The organism is Burkholderia sp. LA-2-3-30-S1-D2 (assembly GCF_001523915.2).
Classification (GTDB): Bacteria; Pseudomonadota; Gammaproteobacteria; order Burkholderiales; family Burkholderiaceae; genus Burkholderia; species Burkholderia diffusa.
Genome location: NZ_CP013384.1, coordinates 508,716 through 527,010, shown reverse-complemented (window position 1 = coordinate 527,010; position 18,295 = coordinate 508,716). Strand labels below are relative to the sequence as shown.

At 66.3% G+C, this 18,295-nt stretch carries 19 protein-coding genes and 1 tRNA gene; 12 read left to right on the top strand and 8 right to left on the bottom strand.

Going from position 1 to position 18,295, the window contains the following annotated elements; genetic code table 11:
- The first annotated feature begins 15 nt into the window (after positions 1–15).
- On the top strand, positions 16–651 hold the full coding sequence (locus tag WS66_RS15055) for an LON peptidase substrate-binding domain-containing protein (protein ID WP_059598835.1): 636 nt from the start codon (positions 16–18) through the stop codon (positions 649–651).
- A 112-nt stretch (positions 652–763) separates the two neighbouring features.
- Here WS66_RS15055 and mutY read toward each other — a convergent pair whose 3' ends face one another.
- Positions 764–1,870 carry an A/G-specific adenine glycosylase gene (gene mutY, locus WS66_RS15050; RefSeq protein WP_059598836.1) on the bottom strand — a complete coding sequence of 369 codons (1,107 nt, stop codon included), beginning with the start codon at positions 1,868–1,870 and terminating at the stop codon, positions 764–766.
- A gap of 37 nt (positions 1,871–1,907) precedes the next feature.
- A complete protein-coding gene (gene mutM / locus WS66_RS15045) occupies positions 1,908–2,735 on the bottom strand; it encodes a bifunctional DNA-formamidopyrimidine glycosylase/DNA-(apurinic or apyrimidinic site) lyase (RefSeq protein ID WP_059598837.1) in 828 nt (275 codons plus the stop codon).
- Between the two features lie 86 nt (positions 2,736–2,821).
- On the opposite strand from mutM, the gene WS66_RS15040 reads away from it, so the two are divergent.
- The 8 genes from WS66_RS15040 (at position 2,822) to hisC (ending at position 9,991) form a co-directional block, all read left to right on the top strand.
- Positions 2,822–4,645: a tetratricopeptide repeat protein gene (locus tag WS66_RS15040; protein WP_059598838.1), complete on the top strand. Its 1,824-nt coding sequence runs from the start codon at positions 2,822–2,824 to the stop codon at positions 4,643–4,645.
- On the top strand, positions 4,645–5,256 hold the full coding sequence (lolB, locus tag WS66_RS15035) for a lipoprotein insertase outer membrane protein LolB (protein WP_059598839.1): 612 nt from the start codon (positions 4,645–4,647) through the stop codon (positions 5,254–5,256). The genes WS66_RS15040 and lolB overlap by 1 nt, the downstream gene beginning before the upstream one ends.
- A gap of 27 nt (positions 5,257–5,283) precedes the next feature.
- Positions 5,284–6,165: a 4-(cytidine 5'-diphospho)-2-C-methyl-D-erythritol kinase gene (gene ispE / locus WS66_RS15030; protein ID WP_059598840.1), complete on the top strand. Its 882-nt coding sequence runs from the start codon at positions 5,284–5,286 to the stop codon at positions 6,163–6,165.
- A 53-nt stretch (positions 6,166–6,218) separates the two neighbouring features.
- A tRNA-Gln gene (locus WS66_RS15025) sits at positions 6,219–6,295 on the top strand.
- Between the two features lie 44 nt (positions 6,296–6,339).
- Positions 6,340–7,302: a ribose-phosphate pyrophosphokinase gene (locus tag WS66_RS15020; RefSeq protein WP_006483739.1), complete on the top strand. Its 963-nt coding sequence runs from the start codon at positions 6,340–6,342 to the stop codon at positions 7,300–7,302.
- 162 nt (positions 7,303–7,464) lie between these two features.
- Positions 7,465–8,073, top strand: a complete 609-nt coding sequence (locus WS66_RS15015; protein WP_059598854.1) for a 50S ribosomal protein L25/general stress protein Ctc — start codon at positions 7,465–7,467, stop codon at positions 8,071–8,073.
- 120 nt (positions 8,074–8,193) lie between these two features.
- Positions 8,194–8,793, top strand: a complete 600-nt coding sequence (gene pth / locus WS66_RS15010; protein ID WP_059451462.1) for an aminoacyl-tRNA hydrolase — start codon at positions 8,194–8,196, stop codon at positions 8,791–8,793.
- 130 nt (positions 8,794–8,923) lie between these two features.
- Positions 8,924–9,991: a histidinol-phosphate transaminase gene (hisC, locus tag WS66_RS15005; protein WP_059598841.1), complete on the top strand. Its 1,068-nt coding sequence runs from the start codon at positions 8,924–8,926 to the stop codon at positions 9,989–9,991.
- An 81-nt stretch (positions 9,992–10,072) separates the two neighbouring features.
- Here the strand turns inward: hisC and WS66_RS15000 are convergent, their stop codons facing one another.
- The 3 genes from WS66_RS15000 to rsmD form a co-directional block, all read right to left on the bottom strand.
- The gene (locus WS66_RS15000) at positions 10,073–10,339 is read right to left on the bottom strand and encodes a YfhL family 4Fe-4S dicluster ferredoxin (RefSeq protein WP_059598842.1); all 267 of its coding nucleotides are present in this window, start codon (positions 10,337–10,339) and stop codon (positions 10,073–10,075) included.
- Between the two features lie 59 nt (positions 10,340–10,398).
- Positions 10,399–10,896, bottom strand: coding sequence for a pantetheine-phosphate adenylyltransferase (gene coaD / locus WS66_RS14995; RefSeq protein ID WP_006398238.1), 498 nt, complete (start codon positions 10,894–10,896; stop codon positions 10,399–10,401).
- A gap of 111 nt (positions 10,897–11,007) precedes the next feature.
- A complete protein-coding gene (rsmD, locus tag WS66_RS14990) occupies positions 11,008–11,622 on the bottom strand; it encodes a 16S rRNA (guanine(966)-N(2))-methyltransferase RsmD (RefSeq protein ID WP_059598843.1) in 615 nt (204 codons plus the stop codon).
- Between the two features lie 202 nt (positions 11,623–11,824).
- On the opposite strand from rsmD, the gene ftsY reads away from it, so the two are divergent.
- Positions 11,825–12,970 (top strand): signal recognition particle-docking protein FtsY, encoded by a 1,146-nt coding sequence (gene ftsY / locus WS66_RS14985; RefSeq protein WP_059598844.1) that lies wholly within the window; start codon positions 11,825–11,827, stop codon positions 12,968–12,970.
- 94 nt (positions 12,971–13,064) lie between these two features.
- Here ftsY and maiA read toward each other — a convergent pair whose 3' ends face one another.
- A complete protein-coding gene (gene maiA, locus WS66_RS14980) occupies positions 13,065–13,709 on the bottom strand; it encodes a maleylacetoacetate isomerase (RefSeq protein WP_059598845.1) in 645 nt (214 codons plus the stop codon).
- A gap of 181 nt (positions 13,710–13,890) precedes the next feature.
- Between maiA and ybiB the strand changes: the two genes are divergently transcribed.
- Entirely contained in the window at positions 13,891–14,883 is a 993-nt protein-coding gene (ybiB, locus tag WS66_RS14975) for a DNA-binding protein YbiB (RefSeq protein WP_059598846.1), read from the top strand.
- A 394-nt stretch (positions 14,884–15,277) separates the two neighbouring features.
- Complete coding sequence (gene leuA, locus WS66_RS14970) at positions 15,278–16,924, top strand: 2-isopropylmalate synthase (protein WP_059598847.1); 1,647 nt, start codon at positions 15,278–15,280, stop codon at positions 16,922–16,924.
- A 145-nt stretch (positions 16,925–17,069) separates the two neighbouring features.
- Here leuA and WS66_RS14965 read toward each other — a convergent pair whose 3' ends face one another.
- A complete protein-coding gene (locus WS66_RS14965) occupies positions 17,070–17,453 on the bottom strand; it encodes a nuclear transport factor 2 family protein (RefSeq protein WP_059464474.1) in 384 nt (127 codons plus the stop codon).
- Positions 17,454–17,498: 45 nt separating this feature from the next.
- A complete protein-coding gene (locus WS66_RS14960; RefSeq protein ID WP_059598848.1) occupies positions 17,499–18,068 on the bottom strand; it encodes an acyloxyacyl hydrolase in 570 nt (189 codons plus the stop codon).
- Positions 18,069–18,295: the final 227 nt, after the last annotated feature.

Here is an 18,295-nt window from a genome sequence, read left to right as displayed (position 1 = left end):
TCTTGCCGGTGCGCCATGTCCACGCTATCGACCACCCTGATCGACCTGCCGCTGTTTCCGCTGCACACGGTGCTGTTCCCCGGTGGCTGGCTGCCGCTCAAGGTGTTCGAGGCGCGCTATCTCGACATGTCCCGCGCATGCCTGCGCGACGACGCGCCGTTCGGCGTGTGCCTGCTGAAGAGCGGGCCAGAAGTCGCGCAGGACGGCGCCGTGTCGGTGCCCGAGACGATCGGCTGCATGGCGCGCATCACCGAGTGCGATACCGGCGAATTCGGGATGCTGTACCTGCAGGCGATCGGCACGCAGCGATTCGAGCTGCTGTCGTATCGCGTCGAAGGCAACGGGTTGCTGGTCGGGATCGCGGAGCCGCTGCCCGACGACATCCCGCTCGAAGGTGAACAGGCGCTCGCGCAATTCGGCTCGTGTGCCGAGGTGCTGGAGCGCATCATCGAAGCGCTGAAGAAATCCGAACCGGACAAGATGCCGTTCGCCGAACCGTTTCGTCTCGACGACCCGAGCTGGGTATCGAACCGCCTCGCTGAACTGCTGCCGCTCGACCTGCGTGCGCGGCAGAAATTGATGGAATTTCCGGACGTCGGCGCGCGGATCGATGCCGTGCACCACGTGCTCGATCGGCACGGATGGCTGTAAGCCTCGGCTGGCCAAGCGCGTCGCAGCGGCGTCGCGAGCGAATCATCCTGGCGGGCAAAACACCCGCGGCGGCCCGGCGCTTCCGTGAGCGCGCCGCGCCCTTCCCCTTTCTTTACAGCAGCGGCCCGCTCAACGCATCGAGCAGCTTGCGCACGGGCGCCGGCACGCCGTACGCATCGAGCCCCGCCAACGGCACCCACGCCGTCTCGGCATCCTGCACGTGCGTGAGCGGCCGCCCGCCGTTCGCCACATCGCTCAGCCGCGGCTCGATCTCGAGCCGGAAATGCGTGAACGTGTGCGTGAACGGCGCGAGCGGCACCGGGCCGCCACCGCCGAAGCCGCGTGCGAGTTCCGCGAGTGCCACATCGCCGTCTGCCTGCGGCAGGCACCACAGGCCGCCCCAGATGCCGGCCGGCGGACGCCGCTCGAGTAGCACGGCGTCGCCGTCGCGCAGCACGAGCATCCAGGTCTTGCGCGTCGGCACCGCTTTCTTCGGCCGCGCGGCCGGAAGTTCGCGCTGCCGGCCCGTCGATTGCGCGACACAGTCGCCCGCGAACGGGCAGCGCGCGCAATCCGGCTTGCCGCGCACGCACAGCGTCGCGCCGAGATCCATCAGCCCCTGCGTATAGGCACTCACGTCGGCCGCGTTCGCGGCATCCGGCAGCAGCGATTCCGCAAGCGCCCACATGTCGTTCTCGACGCGCTTCTCGCCCGGAAAGCCTTCGACGCCGAACACCCGCGCCAGCACGCGCTTCACGTTGCCGTCGAGGATCGTCGCGCGCGCACCGTACGCGAACGACGCAATCGCCGCGGCCGTCGAACGGCCGATGCCCGGCAGTTCGGCGAGCGCTTCCGGCGTCGACGGGAATACGCCGCCATGCTCGGCGACGACGACCTGCGCGCAGCGATGCAGGTTGCGTGCGCGCGAGTAGTAGCCGAGCCCGGCCCACAGCGCCATCACGTCGTCGGACGGCGCGGCCGCGAGCGCGGCGACGTCGGGAAAGCGCTCGAGAAAGCGCGTGTAATACGGGACGACGGTCGAGACCTGCGTCTGCTGCAGCATGATTTCCGACAGCCAGATCCAGTAGGGATCGCGGGTGTTCTGCCACGGCAGGTCGTGGCGACCGTGCACGCGCTGCCAGGCGATCAGGCGCGTGGCAAACGTGCGATGCAGCGGTGTGACGGGGAACGGAGCGGGAGCAATGCGGGGCGGCTTCAAGTGTTCGAATCTTTGGAAAGAGGTTGCAACGCGCGACTCAACGCTGGCAGGTCGGGCAGAAATAGGTCGAGCGCTGCCCCTGCACGATCTGGCGGATCGGCGTGCCGCATGTGCGGCAAGGTAGCCCCGCCCGGTCGTAGACGAAGCAGTCGAGCTGGAAATAGCCGCTTTCGCCGTTGCTGCCGACGAAATCGCGCAGCGTGCTGCCGCCGCGCTCGATCGCGTCGGCGAGGGTCGCGCGCACCGCGTCGGCCAGCCGCTCGTAGCGCGGCAGCGACACCTTGCCGGCGGCGGTCGTCGGCCGGATGCCCGCGCGAAACAGGCTCTCCGACGCATAGATGTTGCCGACGCCGACGACCATGTTGCCCGCGAGCAGCGCCTGCTTGACCGACACCGTGCGGCCGCGCGTGCGCGCGTGCAGCAGCGCGCCGGTGAACGCCGGCGAGAACGGCTCGACGCCGAGGCTGGCGAGCAGCGGATGCGCATGCACGTCGCCTGCTTCGCGCGGGTGCCACAGCACCGCGCCGAAACGGCGCGGATCGCGGAACCGGAGCACGAATTCGTCGAAGATCCAGTCGATGTGGTCGTGTTTCGCGGCGACCGGCACGCCGGCCGCGGGCAGCACGCGCAGCGTGCCCGTCATCCCGAGATGAACGATGAACCAGCCCGCGTCGACCTCGAACAGCAGATACTTGCCGCGACGCTCGACGGCGAGCACCTCGCGCGCGCGCAATTGCTCGGCGAGCTCCGCCGGCACGGGCCAGCGCAGCATCGCGGTACGGACGTCGACACGCTCGACGCGGCGGCCCGCGACAAAGGGCTCGATGCCCCGGCGCGTGACTTCGACTTCTGGCAACTCTGGCATGTTTTGCGGGTCTGAGACTGGATTCACGATCGTGCGTGTATTGTAGCGAGCGCGTTACAATCGGTTGAAACATCGAACGGATTTCCATGACCCTGCCCTCGAAGCTGCTTCTGAAGCGCCCCGCCGCCGTGCGCGGCGCGCGCGCCTTCCCGGTCCGCCGTGCGCTCGGCGCCGCGCTGTTCGCCGCGTGGACCCTCACCGCCTTCCCGGCTCACGCGCAAAATCCGGCATCGGACGACGCGGCGCCGCAGGGCGCGTTCGAGCACGTAATGCCGGACGAGAAAAAGGATCTCCCGGGCGTCCCGCTGACGAGCCAGATCGTCTACCAGGTGCTGGCCGCCGAGGTCGCGCTCCAGCGCAACCAGCCCGCGCCGGCCTACCAGACCTACCTCGCGCTCGCCCGCGACACGCGCGACCCCCGCATGGCGCAGCGTGCGACCGAGATCGCGCTCGGCGCGCAAAGCCCGGCCGACGCGCTGTCCGCAGCCAATCTGTGGCGCCAGTACGCACCCGATTCGAACCGCGCATCGCAAGTCGACGCCGCGCTGCTCGTGCTCGCCGGCAAGCCGGCCGACGCGCAGCCGATGCTCGCGCGCGAACTGGCCCGCGCGACCGGCGAAACGCGCGGCCCCGCGATCCTCGCGCTGCAGGCACTGCTGGTGCGCGGCGCCGACCGCGTCGGCGGCCTCGCGGTGCTGAAGGACATGCTGAAGAACGACATGAACCGCCCCGAGGCGCAGCTCGCGATCGCGCGGCAGCAAATCGCGGTCGACGACAAGGAAGGCGCGGCGCAGTCGCTGAAGCAGGCGCTGCAGATCCGCCCCGACTATCTGCCGGCGGCGCTGATGCTGTCGCAGATGGGGCCCGCCGAGCGCGCGACCGGCATCGCGTCGTTCGAGAAATATGTTCAGCAGAATCCGAAGTCGCGCGATGCGCGCCTCGCTCTGTCGCAGCTCTATCTCTCCGACGACCGCCTCGACGACGCGCAGAAGCAGTTCGAGACGATGCGCAAGCTCGACTCGAAGGACCCGACGCCGCTGATGGCGCTCGCGCTGATCAAGATCCAGCAGAAGAAGCTCGACGACGCGAGCGCGTACCTGAAACAGTACGTGCAGCTCGGCGACAAGCAGCCGAACCTCGACGTCGGCCAGGGCTACATCTACCTCGCGCAGATCTCGATCGAACAGGGCAACGATGCGCAGGCGTCGCAATGGCTCGACAAGGTCGACCAGACGAGCCAGCACTACCTGCCCGCGCAGATCACGCGCGCGCAGCTGCTGCAGAAACAGGGCAAGACCGACGAGGCGCGCAAGGTGCTCGACGACCTGCCGATCAGCGATCCGCGCGATGCGGCCGTGGTCGCACGCACCGATGCGTCGATCCTGTTCACCGCGAAGCGCTATCCGGAAGCCGAGGCGCGACTCGCGCAGGCAGTCCAGGATTTCCCGGACGATCCCGACCTGCGCTACGACTACGCGATGGCGGCCGAGAAGACCGGTCACTACGTGGCGATGGAAAAGCAGCTGCGCGAGCTGATCCGCACGCAGCCCGACAACCCGCAGGCGTACAACGCGCTCGGCTATTCGCTTGCCGATCGCAACCAGCGCCTGCCCGAGGCCAGCAAGCTGATCGACAAGGCACTGTCGCTCGCGCCGAACGACGCGTACATCATGGACAGCCTCGGCTGGGTGAAGTACCGGATGGGCGACACGGCGGGCGCGACGAAGGTGCTGCGGCGCGCGTACGAGCTGCAGCCGAACGCCGAGATCGGCGCGCACCTCGGCGAAGTGCTGTGGAAGAGCGGCGCGCAGGACGACGCGCGCGTCGCGTGGCGTGCCGCGCAGAAGCTCGAACCCGACAACGACACGCTCGTGCAGACGCTCAAGCGCCTGCAGGTCAACGGCCTGTGATGCGGATGTTCCCGATGCTTTCCCCGTCTTCCCGCGCGCTTGCCGCGGCTGGCGCCGCGCTCGCGCTCGTCGGCTGCGCGAGCACGCCGCCGTCGGCAAATGCGCCGTCGGGCGCCGTGCTGCAGACGGCCGCGACACACGCGTACCACGGCCGCTTCGCGGTGCAGTACAGCGACCGCCTCGGCCGACCACAGAACGTGTACGGCAACTTCGACTGGCAGGAGCACGGCGACGACGTGTCGCTCGAACTGCGCAGCCCGCTCGGCCAGACGCTCGCGGTCGTGAAATCGACGCCGCAGGCCGCATCGCTCGAACTGCCGAACCGCCAGCCGCAATACGCGACGGACGTCGGCGAACTGATGCAGAACGCGCTCGGCTTCTCGCTGCCGCTGGCCGGTCTGCGCTATTGGCTGCTGCCGACGCCCGCGCCCGCGACGCCCGCGCAGACGGTGCGCGACCCGGCGGACACGACGCACGTCAAGCAGATCCGCCAGGACGGCTGGACGATCGACTATCTCGCCTACGCGGACGCACCGGCGACGGGCGTCAAACGCGTCAACCTCGTGCGCGCGACGCCGCCGCTCGACATCAAGCTCGTGCTCGACCAGTAAGCACGTGAACCTAGCCCCGACATACGCATGACCGATTCGACCCGCTCGCTGCGCAACTGCCTTGCGCCCGCGAAACTCAACCTGTTCCTGCACATCACCGGCCGTCGACCGAACGGCTATCACGATCTGCAGAGCGTGTTCCAGCTGCTGAACTGGGGCGATACGCTGCACTTCACGCTGCGCGACGACGGTCGCGTCGCACGCGTCACCGACGTGCCGGGCGTGCCCGAGGAAAGCGATCTCGTCGTGCGCGCGGCCAACCTGCTGAAAACGCACACGGGCACCACGGCCGGCGTCGACATCGAGATCGACAAGCGCCTGCCGATGGGTGCGGGCCTCGGCGGCGGCAGCTCCGACGCGGCGACGACGCTGCTCGCGCTGAACCGCCTGTGGCAACTCGATCTGCCGCGCACGGAACTGCAGTCGCTCGCGGTGAAACTCGGCGCGGACGTCCCGTTTTTTGTTTTTGGAAAAAATGCGTTCGCAGAGGGTATCGGAGAAGAATTAGCTGAGGTAGAATTGCCGACTCGCTGGTTCTTGGTTGTGACGCCACGAGTTCATGTCCCCACCGCTGAAATTTTTTCAGATGAGTTGTTGACAAGAGATACGAAGCGCGTCAAAATTACGGACTTTCTTGCACAGCAAAGCAGCGATGCGGGATGGCCAGACAGCTTCGGCCGGAACGACATGCAGCAAGTTGTGACGAGTAAGTACGCGGAAGTTGCGCAGGTGGTCAAATGGTTGTATGATGTGACCCCCGCGAGGATGACCGGCTCCGGAGCAAGCGTGTTTGCAGCGTTTCATAGCAGGCACGAGGCAGAAGCGGCGAAAGCCAAGCTGCCCACCAGTTGGAACGGTGCAGTTGCCGAGAGTCTGAACGAGCATCCGCTCTTCGCTTTCGCGTCATGAAGTTTTGCTTTATCGGATAGCCTACAAGTCCGGTGAAGTTATCAGTTGAGTGTAGGGGAGTCGCCAAGTTGGTCAAGGCACCGGATTTTGATTCCGGCATGCGAGGGTTCGAGTCCTTCCTCCCCTGCCAAAAATTTTCCCGCATTTCCCGCCTAAGCCTGAAGCAGGTGCACGATGAGTAGCCACAGCCATGATGGCTTGATGGTCTTTACTGGCAACGCGAATCCCGCGCTCGCCCAGGAAGTCGTCAATATCCTTGGAATCCCCCTCGGCAAAGCAATGGTCAGCCGTTTCTCCGACGGCGAGATCCAGGTCGAGATCCAGGAAAACGTGCGCGGCAAGGACGTCTTCGTCCTGCAATCCACGTGCGCGCCCACGAACGACAACCTGATGGAACTGATGATCATGGTCGACGCGCTCAAGCGTGCGTCCGCCGGCCGGATCACTGCCGCCATCCCCTACTTCGGCTATGCCCGCCAGGACCGTCGCCCGCGCTCGGCGCGCGTCGCGATCTCGGCGAAGGTCATCGCGAACATGCTGGAAATCGCCGGCGTCGAGCGGATCATCACGATGGATCTGCACGCCGATCAGATTCAAGGCTTCTTCGACATCCCGGTCGACAACATCTACGCAACGCCGATCCTGCTGGGCGACCTGCGCAAGCAGAACTACTCGGATCTGCTCGTCGTGTCGCCGGACGTCGGCGGCGTGGTCCGTGCCCGGGCACTCGCGAAGCAGCTCAACTGCGATCTCGCGATCATCGACAAGCGTCGTCCGAAGGCGAACGTCGCCGAAGTGATGAACATCATCGGTGAAGTCGAAGGCCGCACCTGCGTGATCATGGACGACATGGTCGATACGGCCGGCACGCTCTGCAAGGCAGCGCAAGTGCTGAAGGATCGCGGTGCGAAGCAGGTGTTCGCGTACGCGACGCACCCGGTTCTGTCGGGCGGCGCCGCCGACCGCATCGCCGCATCGGCACTCGACGAGCTGGTCGTCACCGATACGATCCCGCTGTCGGCCGAATCGCTGGCGTGCTCGAAGATCCGCTCGCTGACGAGCGCGAGCCTGCTGGCCGAAACGTTCTCGCGGATTCGCCGCGGCGACTCGGTGATGTCGCTGTTCGCGGAATCCTGATCGCGGAACGACACGACATAGCATGCGCGGAAAGCGAAGCGGCAACGCTTCGCTTTTTGCACAATCGGACGGGATAGACGAAGCCCCGTCCGTTTCATCGGGGGCCGCCATTTCGCCGGCCCCGTTTTACTGCCTGGTCGCGGGCAGCTAATGGAGAATCACATGAAAGTCGTCGCTTTCGAGCGCCAACAGCAAGGTACGGGTGCGAGCCGCCGCCTGCGCAACGCCGGTAAGACCACGGGTATCGTCTACGGTGGCGAAGCAGCCCCGCAAAAGATCGAACTCGATCACAACGCGCTGTGGCACGCACTGAAGAAGGAAGCCTTCCACTCGTCGATCCTCGACCTCGAAGTGGCTGGCCAGTCGCAACAGGTTCTGCTGCGCGACGTGCAATACCACCCGTTCAAGCAACTCGTGCTGCACGTGGACTTCCAGCGCGTCGACGCGAAGAAGAAGCTGCACACGAAGGTGCCGCTGCACTTCCTGAACGCTGAAGTCAGCCCGGCAGTGAAGCTGTCGAGCGCAATCGTCTCGCACGTCACGACGGAAATCGAAGTCGAGTGCCTGCCGTCGGCTCTGCCGGAATTCCTGGAAGTCGATCTGTCGAAGATCGAAGCAGGTCAGTCGCTGCACGCGAAGGACATCGCACTGCCGAAGGGCGTGACGCTGGTCGCGCACGTCGACGCGGAAAACCCGGTTGTCGCATCGGCGACGGTCCCGGCTGGTGCCGTGTCGGACGCAGCAGGCGAAGGCGAAACGCCGGCTGCCTAAACGGCCGCCTACGCGCCCGTTCGATCCGTTTCAAGAAACGGTCGACACAACCCGCCGCGGCTTGCCCGGCGGGTTTTTCTTTTTCTGCGCCCAGGCGGGCGCTGCCGCCTACGAAACGTCATGATCAAACTGATCGTCGGCCTCGGCAATCCCGGGGCAGAATATACTGCGACGCGCCACAACGCCGGCTTCTGGCTGATCGACCAGCTCGCCCGCGAAGCAGGCGCGACGCTGCGCGACGAGCGCCGCTTCCATGGCTTCTACGCGAAGGCGCGCCTGCACGGCGAGGAAGTCCACCTGCTCGAGCCGCAAACCTACATGAACCGCTCCGGCCAGTCGGTCGTCGCGCTCGCGAGTTTCTTCAAGATCCTGCCCGACCAGATCCTCGTCGCACACGACGAACTCGACCTGCCGCCCGGCACGGTGAAGCTGAAGCTCGGCGGCGGCAGCGGCGGTCACAACGGTCTGAAGGACATCACCGCGCATCTGTCGTCGCAGCAGTACTGGCGCCTGCGCATCGGCATCGGCCATCCGCGCGACCTGATCCCGGAAGGCGCGCGCGCCGGCGCGAAGCCCGACGTCGCGAACTTCGTGCTGAAGCCGCCGCGCCGCGAAGAGCAGGACGTGATCGACGCATCGATCGAGCGTGCGCTCGCCGTCATGCCAATGGTCGTCAAGGGCGAACTCGACCGCGCGACGATGCAGTTGCATCGCAACTGACTGCGCACCGCACCGGCAAGGTGCAACGTGCAGTCCGGCGCCGCCGGGCGGCGTCTCGGTCGTGCGCAATCGCGCACCGCCGCATCCACATGCGGTAATCTGGTTGTTTTTGCCCGTCAGGAGCCAAGCGGTGAGCCGTTACTGGAGCGACATCGTTCAGCAACTCGTGCCTTACGTGCCGGGCGAACAGCCCGCGCTCGCACACCCCGTCAAGCTGAACACCAACGAGAATCCCTATCCGCCTTCGCCGCGCGTCGTCGCGGCGATCGCACGCGAACTCGGCGACACCGGCGACACGCTGCGCCGCTATCCCGACCCGCTCGCGCGCGCACTGCGCGAGACGGTCGCGGCCCATCATCGCATCAAGCCCGAGCAGGTCTTCGTCGGCAACGGCTCCGACGAGGTGCTCGCGCACGCGTTCCAGGCACTGCTCAAGCATGACCGGCCGCTGCGCTTTCCCGATATTTCGTACAGCTTCTACCCGACCTACGCGCGCCTGTACGGTGTCGAGACCGCAATCGTGCCGCTCGCGGACGACTTCTCGATCCGTGTCGAAGACTATCTCGACGATGTGGGCGGCGTGCTGTTTCCGAACCCGAACGCGCCGACCGGGCGCGCGCTGCCGCTCGCGGACATTGAGCGGATTGCGGCCGCGAACCCGTCGTCGGTCGTGTTGATCGACGAGGCGTACGTCGATTTCGGCGCGCAATCCGCGGTCACGCTGATCGACCGCCATCCGAACCTGCTCGTCGTGCACACGACGTCAAAGGCGCGCTCGCTCGCGGGCATGCGCGTCGGCTTCGCGTTTGGCGATGCGGCGTTGATCGACGCACTGAATCGTGTGAAGGACAGCTTCAATTCCTATCCGCTCGACCGGCTCGCGCAGGTCGCCGCGCAGGCGGCATACGAGGACACCGACTACTTCGGTGTGACCTGCCGACGCGTGATCGACAGCCGCGCGCGGCTCACGCACGCGCTGGAGGCACTCGGTTTCGACGTCGTGCCGTCGAGCGCGAATTTCGTGTTCGCGCGCCATCGCGCGCACGATGCGGGCACGATCGCGGCAAAGCTGAAGGATCGGGAAATTCTTGTACGGCACTTCCGGGCGCCACGCATCGACCAGCATTTGCGCATCACCGTCGGCACCGACGCCGAATGCGACGCGCTCGTCGCGGCATTGCGCGACCTGATCGGCTGAAGCGAAGGGAGAAGTGGAACCGGCGCCGAACGGCGCCGGTCAGGGAATTCATGACGTTGCGACGCGCGCGTCACCGCACGGTCACTGCGCGTCGTCGCCCTTCGCGGCGGTCAACGCGTGATACTTCGCCATCAACTGCGCGTGCGATTCCTCATGCTGCGGATCGCGCGGAATGCATTCGACCGGACACACCTGCTGGCACTGCGGTTCGTCGAAATGGCCGACGCACTCGGTGCACTTGTTGGGGTCGATCACGTAGATATCCGGGCCCATCGAAATCGCGCCGTTCGGGCACTCTGGCTCGCACACGTCGCAATTGATGCACTCGTCGGTAATCATCAAAGACATACTGGTCTCACTTCTTCAGGCCGGCGGCCGGCTTCGCAACGAAACCGGCCGGCGCCGCGTCACGCGGCCGGGCCTCCCATCGCGGCGACTTTCTCGGTCAGCCACTTCTCGACGGACGGGAACACGAACTTGCTGACATCGCCGCCCAACTGCGCGATTTCGCGCACGATCGTCCCCGAGATGAACTGATACTGATCGGATGGCGTCATGAACATCGTCTCGACGTCGGGCAACAGATAGCGGTTCATCCCCGCCATCTGGAACTCATATTCGAAATCGGACACGGCACGCAGGCCGCGCACGATCACGCGCGCGTTGTTGGTGCGGACAAAGTCCTTCAATAGGCCCTTGAAACCCATCACCTTCACGTTCGGATAATGGCCGAGCACCTCGTTCGCAATCTTCAGACGTTCTTCCAGCGAGAAAAACGGCTTCTTCGCGCGGCTGTCGGCAACACCGACCACCAGCGTATCAAAAATGCTCGACGCACGCCGCACGAGGTCTTCGTGCCCGCGTGTCAGCGGATCGAACGTACCGGGATACACGGCGACTACCATGTCGCTCCTCCTGTCATCACGCAAACGGGGTGGCAGCCGTGCGACGCGCACGCCACTGCCGAGATGGGCATGCGTCGCCTTTGCGGCGCGCCGCCTCGTATGGAACGCGCATTATTCATCATTTTCGCGCCGCAGCAAATGATAGTGAACCGCACCGGCCTTGCCGTGCTTCACCACCTGCCAACCGGCCAGCGCTTCGTGGGCGGCCGGGTCGAGCTCCGCGCCCGTCTCGACGTACAGGGCGCCCTCCGGCGCGACGAGCGGCGCCACCAGCGCGATCGCGCGATCGAGTACGGCCGGCTCACCGAACGGCGGATCGAGGAACACGACGTCGAACGCACCCGGGGTCAGCCCGGCCGCGAGCCGCAGCGCGTCGGCTTCCGCGACCTCGACCGAGCGTGCGCCGAGCTTGTCCTTGATCGCGCGCAGTTGCTGCGCCGCGCGCGGGTGGCGCTCGACCATCACGACGCTCGTCGCGCCGCGCGACGCGGCCTCGAACCCGAGCGCACCGGTGCCCGCGAACAGGTCGAGGCAGCGCCGGCCTTCGAGATCCTGGCCGAGCCAGTTGAACAGCGTCTCGCGCACGCGATCGGGCGTCGGCCGCAGGCCGTCGAGATCGAGCACGGCGAGCGGCGTGCGTTTCCAGTCACCGCCGATGATGCGGATCGTGTGCGGCTTGCCGCGGCCAGGGGGGGCCGTCGGGCGGCCGGAAGAGGAACGGGACATACGGAATATCGACAACGGGGGGACCGGGTGCGCAGGAGGGCGCACCGCCAAACAGGCGCACGTTACCACAGCGGCGGCACCGGCTGACGCGAGTGCGCCGCCGCACTGATAAAATGCACGGTTTCGGCCGCCATGCGCACGCACGACGACCCGTCCGGCGCCGCGCCCTAGCGGCGCCCCGCCCTCTTCCCGACGTCAGACCATGTTCAGCTTCTTCAAACGATTCAAGAAAACGCAGGAGCCCGACTCCGCGGAATCGCAATCGATCGATGCGCCGCAACCGGACGAACCGTCCGACACGCGCCAGGCGATCGAAGCACCGCAAGCACCCGCGCAACCGCAGCAAGCCGCGCCGGCGGTCGTGATGACGGTCACGCCGACCAACGACGGCAGCGACGAAGTCGTCGAAGCGGTCGAGATCGTGCCGCCGCCGACGCAGGACGCCTCCGCGAAGAAATCGTGGCTCGCGCGCCTGAAGTCGGGCCTCGCAAAGACGGGCTCGAGCATCACCGGCGTATTCGTCAATACGAAGATCGACGAGGACCTGTACGAAGAGCTCGAGGCCGCACTGCTGATGTCCGACGCCGGCGTCGATGCGACCGAGTACCTGCTCGGCGCGCTGCGCGAGAAAGTGCGTGCTGGCCGGCTGACCGATCCGCAGCAGGTGAAGGGCGCGCTGCACGACCTGCTCGTCGAACTGCTGAAGCCGCTCGAGAAATCGCTGATGCTCGGCCGCGCGCAGCCGCTCGTGATGATGATCACGGGCGTGAACGGCGCAGGCAAGACCACCAGCATCGGCAAGCTCGCGAAGCACCTGCAGAGCTTCGACCAGTCGGTGCTGCTGGCTGCGGGCGACACGTTCCGCGCGGCCGCGCGCGAACAACTGGCGGTCTGGGGCGAGCGCAACAACGTGACGGTCGTCCAGCAGGAAAGCGGCGACCCGGCCGCCGTGATCTTCGACGCGGTCAGCGCGGCGCGCGCGCGCAGGATCGACGTGATGATGGCCGACACGGCCGGCCGCCTGCCGACGCAGCTGCACCTGATGGAAGAGCTGAAGAAGGTGAAGCGCGTGATCTCGAAGGCGCACGATGGCGCGCCGCACGAGGTGCTGCTCGTGATCGACGCGAACACGGGCCAGAACGCGCTCACGCAGGTGAAGGCATTCGACGATGCACTCGGCCTCACGGGCCTGATCGTCACGAAGCTCGACGGCACCGCGAAGGGCGGCATTCTCGCCGCGATCGCGCGGCAGCGCCCGGTGCCCGTCTACTTCATCGGCGTCGGCGAGAAAGTCGAGGACCTGCAGCCGTTCAGCGCAGTCGAATTCGCGGACGCGCTGCTCGACTGAACGCCGCCGGCCCGCACCGCACAGGGCGCCTTCGGGCGCCCTTTTTTCATGCACGTCCGGAAGCCGTCAGCCGGCGGCTGGCTGACCCACGGCGTCATTCGGCGTCGGGCTGCACGCCGGGCTCGGCGGCCTTGAACGCGTCGAGCGTCGACGCATGATCGGCGATCCGCTGGATCGTCGGAAAGCGCGTCGTGTCGATCGAGAAACGGTTCGCGTTGAACACCTGCGGCACGATGCAGATATCGGCGAGCGTCGGCGTGTCACCGAAGCACAGCTTGCCGGTGCGCGGATCGTTCGCGAGGCGCGTCTCCAGCGATGCGAAACCCGCCTCGATCCAGTGCCGGTACCAGTCGTTCTTCGCTTCCTCGGACACCTTCAGCGAGTGCTTCAGGTACTTGAGCACGCGCAGGTTGTTCAGCGGATGGATCTCGCACGCGACCTGCAGCGCAATCGCCCGCACATATGCGCGGTCGACCGGCTGCTTTGGCAACAGCGCCGGTTCGGGATGCGTTTCCTCGAGATATTCGATGATCGCGAGCGATTGCTGCAGCGTGGCATTGCCGTCGATCAGCGTCGGCACGACCGCATCCGGATTCACCGCGCGGTAGGCGTCCTTCAATTGCTCGCCGCCGTCGCGCAGCATGTGCACGGGAACCGTGTCGTACGGCAGCTGCTTCAGGTTCAGGGCGATCCGCACGCGGTACGACGCGGAACTGCGGAAATAGCTGTAGAGCTTCATGGGATGTCTCTCTGGTTCGTATTCGGCCGGCGACTGCGTCCGCGGCGCACGCGGCACCGCCGGGAACCCGAGTTTAGCGCGCCGCGCCGCGTCGGCGCGCGCGGCCGTGCCCGTGCGATACTCGGGGCATTCCTCACCGCTCACCGCGCGGCCCGATGCCGGCCGCCCGCCCCACGCCCCGATGACCGCTCCCCTCGACTCCGCAGCCTCGCCGTTTCCTTGCGCCCGCTTCATCAAGGAAATCGGCCGCGGCCCGCACGGCGCACGCGCGCTGTCCGCCGAAGACACGTTCGAGCTCTATCGCGCGATGCTCGATGCGCGCGTGTCGGACGTCGAACTCGGCGCGATCCTGATCGCCTATCGCCTGAAGGGCGAAAGCGCCGACGAACTGGCCGCGATGCTCGCCGCCGCGCAGGCGTCGTTCGAACCCGTGCACGTGCAGGACGCCGCGTTCCGCCCGGTGTCGATCCCGAGCTACAACGGCGCGCGCAAGCAGCCGAACCTGGTGCCGCTGCTCGCGCTGCTGCTCGCGCGCGAAGGCGTACCGGTGCTCGTACACGGTGTCGAGCGCGATCCGGGCCGCGTGACGAGCGCGGAGATCTTCTCTGCGCTGTCGATCCCGCCGTCGACATCGCACGACGCGATCGAGGACACGCTCGCGGAGCGCCGCGTCGCGTTCGCGCCCATTGACGCGCTGGCGCCGCGCATCGCGCGTCTGCTGTCGCTGCGCGGCGTGCTCGGCGTGCGCAACTCGACGCACACGCTCGTGAAGATCCTGCAGCCGTTCGCGCCGGCCGGGCTGCGGCTCGTCAACTACACGCATCCGCCGTACCGCGACAGCCTCGCGCAACTGTTCCGCGATCATCCGGACGCCGCACTGGGCGGCGCGCTGCTCGCGCGCGGCACCGAAGGCGAAGCGGTGGCCGACACGCGGCGCCAGGTGCAGGTCGACTGGCTGCACGACGGCGTGTGCGACACGCTGATCGAGCCAGAGCGCTCGTCGAGCGACGCGCCGCCTGTAGCGCTGCCCGAATCGCGCGACGCGGCCACCACGGCCGCGTGGACGGACGCCGTGCTGCGCGGCGAAATTCCGGTACCCGACACGCTTGCGCGGCAGGTCGAGACGATCGTGCGGATCGTACGAATCGAGCGGACAGCCCGGCTCGCACCGTGACCGGCGTCCCGGGCCGGCACGCCGTCGCGCCGGCGTTTCAACCGACTATTTGACACGCGCATGCATCCTGACATAGAGTTGTCGCCATGCGTTCCTTTCCGAACACCCTCCGAATTACCTCCGGCCGCCTAGCGCGGTCGCTATCGCTACGACTAGCCTAAGGCTGTCGTAGCGCCGTGTGCTGTCCGCACGGTCCCTCCCTGCAGTTCCTCGCAGCACCCTTCTCGCAGTTTTTACAACCCGAAGTCGTCAGCATTCGTCCGTCTATCCGTCGGCCGATTCGCGAAGATCATCCGCATCCGCAGCGCGTCTCCGGCGCCACGGTGCGAGGCAGCGCCACCCGTCGCCCATGCCGCCCGTCTTCGCTCGCGACTTGAGACCCGAGGTCCAGAAGATGAAGCGCAACCCGCAAGACAAGTACCGTCCGTTCGAACCCGTCCGCATCAATGGCCGCCGCTGGCCGACCCGCACCATCGAGCGTGCGCCGGTCTGGATGAGCACCGACCTGCGCGACGGCAACCAGTCGCTGATCGAGCCGATGAGCATCGAACAGAAGCTGGAATTCTTCGACATGCTGGTCGCGATCGGTTTCAAGGAGATCGAAGTCGGTTTTCCGTCGGCGTCGCAAACCGATTTCGATTTCGTCCGCAAGCTGATCGACGATAAGCGCATTCCCGACGACGTGACGATCGAAGTGCTCGTGCAGTCGCGTGAAGACCTGATCGCGCGCACCTTCGACGCGCTCGAAGGCGTGCCGCGCGCGATCGTGCACCTGTACAACGCGATCTGCCCGTCGTTCCGGCGCATCGTGTTCGGGATGTCGAAGGACGACGTGAAGGCGCTCGCGGTCGAGGGCACGCGACTCATCAAGGAACACGCGGCGGCCCGCCCGGACACGCACTGGACCTACCAGTACTCACCGGAAACCTTCAGCATGACCGAGCTGACGTTCGCGCGCGAGGTGTGCGACGCGGTCGCGCAGGCGTGGCGTCCGACCCGCGATCACAAGATGATCGTCAACCTGCCGGCGACCGTCGAAGCCGCGAGTCCGAACGTGTTCGCCGACCAGATCGAGTGGATGGACCGCAACCTCGCGTATCGCGACAGCATCGTGCTGTCCGTGCATCCGCACAACGATCGCGGCACCGCGGTTGCGGCCGCGGAACTCGCGCTGCTCGCGGGCGCCGACCGCATCGAGGGCTGCCTGTTCGGCAATGGGGAGCGCACCGGCAACGTCGATCTCGTCACGCTCGCGCTGAACCTCTATACGCAGGGCATCGATCCGGGCCTCGATTTCTCCGACATCGACGCGGTGCGCCGCGTGGTCGAGCGCTGCAACCAGATTCCGGTGCATCCGCGCCATCCGTACGCAGGCGACCTCGTATTCACCGCGTTCTCGGGCTCGCACCAGGATGCGATCCGCAAGGGCTTCGCGCAGCAGCGCCCCGACGCGGTGTGGGAGGTGCCTTACCTGCCGATCGACCCGGCCGATCTGGGCCGCAGCTATGACGCGGTCATTCGCGTGAACAGCCAGTCCGGCAAGGGCGGCGCGACGTTCCTGCTCGAACGCGGGATGGGCTTCACGCCGACGCGGCGCGTGCAGATCGAATTCAGCCACGCGGTGCAGACACTCGCCGATGTCTCCGGCGAGGAAGTGACCGGCGACGCGATCTGCGCGCTGTTCGCCCGCGAATTCTTCGAGACCGACGGTCCGGCCGCGCGCCACGGCGACGCCGCACGCTGGCAGAACCGCGACATCGCGGGCGCACCGCCGGCCGACGCGACACCGGAAGAAGTCGTGCAACGAATGGCCGCGGCCTTCGCGACGGCGGCCGGCGCGACGGTCGACGTCGCCTCGTGCGAACACGGGCGCACGACGGACGGACGAATCGCGGTATCGGTCGGCTGCCGGGTCGGCGATGCGCCGCTGCGGCACGGCGTCGGAGTGCATGCCGAAGCGACGAGCGCCGCGCTCGATGCGGTCGTCAGCGCGATCAACCGTTCGGCCTGGCAGTGCGCCGACCGCCGTGCGGCGGCCTGACCGTCGGGCTTTCGCTTCAGGGTTCAAACGTCAAGCGAGCGGTGCGTGACCGCCCGTGCTGCGCGCAATCCGCGCCGCACGGGCAATAAAAAGCGGCCCAGAAGGCCGCTTCGGTCGGGACACGAAAAAGGAGCGCCACGCGCGCTCATGTCTCGGTCGCGCACCGCGTCGCCTGCCACGCCAGCAGGCGCCACTGCCCCTGCTCATGGGTATGGACGGCGGTATAGGCGATCGGAAACACCAGCCCGCCGTTGTTCGTTTCCATCTCGATCAGAGCGCGCCCGGTGACGACGCAGGTTGCGTCACCGACGGGAAGCAGATCCTGCGACTGGATTTCGATCTGGCGATAGCGGCGGCGGCCGGCGACGATGGCGTCGATGAACTGCTGCTTGGTTTCGCGTTTGCCGTTGGTGTGCACGAAGAACACCTTGTCCGACAATTGCGCATCGAGCGCCTCGCCGTCCCCGTCGACCATCGCCCGGAACCGATCGCGCTCGAGTGCGCGAATCGCATCGACCACCTTCGCCATCGCCTGACTCCTCGGCAACGCGCCCGCCGTGCGCGGGCGTGCGGATCAGAAGTTGTACTGCACGTAGAACTGGTGGAAATTTATACCAGGATTCGGCTCTTTGATACCCGCGTTAGACACATGTTGAAAACGGTAGCCGAGCTGGTACTGTTGCCGTTCTCCGAACTGCGCGCCGACACCGGCGACGTCCACGAACTGGAACGACGTCGCCAGCGACAGTTTGTTGGAGACCGTCGGGGAAGTCAGGAAGCGGATGCCGGCGCCGGCCTCGATGAACGGACGTACCTGGCCCGCGCTCTTGATGAAGCGGAACATCGGCGTCGCGCCGAATTCACCGATGCTGCCATGAACATTGCCGCCCGTGTGCCAGTAGCCGGCGTGGCCTTCCATCACGAACGCGAAGTGCCAGCCGCCGATTTCCCACCAATTCCAGCCCGGATCCCACACGACGCCGAGATCAGCCTTGTCGATCCCGTGGCGATCGGAAAACCCGCCGCCCGCCTGGATTCCCCATCGATCCGCGAACGCCGCACCCGATCCGCCCAGCAGCGACGCCGCCAGCAGCGCATGCAGCGCAAGCCGGCTACGGGGCCGGCAATTCTTCTTATTGTTCATCAGACACTCCAACTTTGTGGATTGAATGGAGCCTTGCCGCAGCGGCCGGGCCCGAGCGAACTGAATGGTATGGTAAAGGACTTTTCGGATCGGCATCACGAAGCGAAATTGTTTGCTTCCAAAACTACAAAAATCGAAACCGTCTACTGATTACCATCAGAAACAACAACTTACGGAACTTCCTCCGGTCAGCCTTGTCGCAAATTAGACTATCGATTCGACAAGTT

Coding starts and splice junctions, on each gene's coding strand:
- WS66_RS15055 (WP_059598835.1), top strand. CDS start 16: ATGTCCACGCTATCGACCACCCTGATCGACCTGCCGCTGTTTCCGCTG.
- mutM (WP_059598837.1), bottom strand. CDS start 2,735: ATGCCAGAGTTGCCAGAAGTCGAAGTCACGCGCCGGGGCATCGAGCCC.
- WS66_RS15040 (WP_059598838.1), top strand. CDS start 2,822: ATGACCCTGCCCTCGAAGCTGCTTCTGAAGCGCCCCGCCGCCGTGCGC.
- lolB (WP_059598839.1), top strand. CDS start 4,645: ATGCGGATGTTCCCGATGCTTTCCCCGTCTTCCCGCGCGCTTGCCGCG.
- ispE (WP_059598840.1), top strand. CDS start 5,284: ATGACCGATTCGACCCGCTCGCTGCGCAACTGCCTTGCGCCCGCGAAA.
- WS66_RS15020 (WP_006483739.1), top strand. CDS start 6,340: ATGAGTAGCCACAGCCATGATGGCTTGATGGTCTTTACTGGCAACGCG.
- WS66_RS15015 (WP_059598854.1), top strand. CDS start 7,465: ATGAAAGTCGTCGCTTTCGAGCGCCAACAGCAAGGTACGGGTGCGAGC.
- pth (WP_059451462.1), top strand. CDS start 8,194: ATGATCAAACTGATCGTCGGCCTCGGCAATCCCGGGGCAGAATATACT.
- WS66_RS15000 (WP_059598842.1), bottom strand. CDS start 10,339: ATGTCTTTGATGATTACCGACGAGTGCATCAATTGCGACGTGTGCGAG.
- coaD (WP_006398238.1), bottom strand. CDS start 10,896: ATGGTAGTCGCCGTGTATCCCGGTACGTTCGATCCGCTGACACGCGGG.
- rsmD (WP_059598843.1), bottom strand. CDS start 11,622: ATGTCCCGTTCCTCTTCCGGCCGCCCGACGGCCCCCCCTGGCCGCGGC.
- ftsY (WP_059598844.1), top strand. CDS start 11,825: ATGTTCAGCTTCTTCAAACGATTCAAGAAAACGCAGGAGCCCGACTCC.
- maiA (WP_059598845.1), bottom strand. CDS start 13,709: ATGAAGCTCTACAGCTATTTCCGCAGTTCCGCGTCGTACCGCGTGCGG.
- ybiB (WP_059598846.1), top strand. CDS start 13,891: ATGACCGCTCCCCTCGACTCCGCAGCCTCGCCGTTTCCTTGCGCCCGC.
- leuA (WP_059598847.1), top strand. CDS start 15,278: ATGAAGCGCAACCCGCAAGACAAGTACCGTCCGTTCGAACCCGTCCGC.
- WS66_RS14965 (WP_059464474.1), bottom strand. CDS start 17,453: ATGGCGAAGGTGGTCGATGCGATTCGCGCACTCGAGCGCGATCGGTTC.
- WS66_RS14960 (WP_059598848.1), bottom strand. CDS start 18,068: ATGAACAATAAGAAGAATTGCCGGCCCCGTAGCCGGCTTGCGCTGCAT.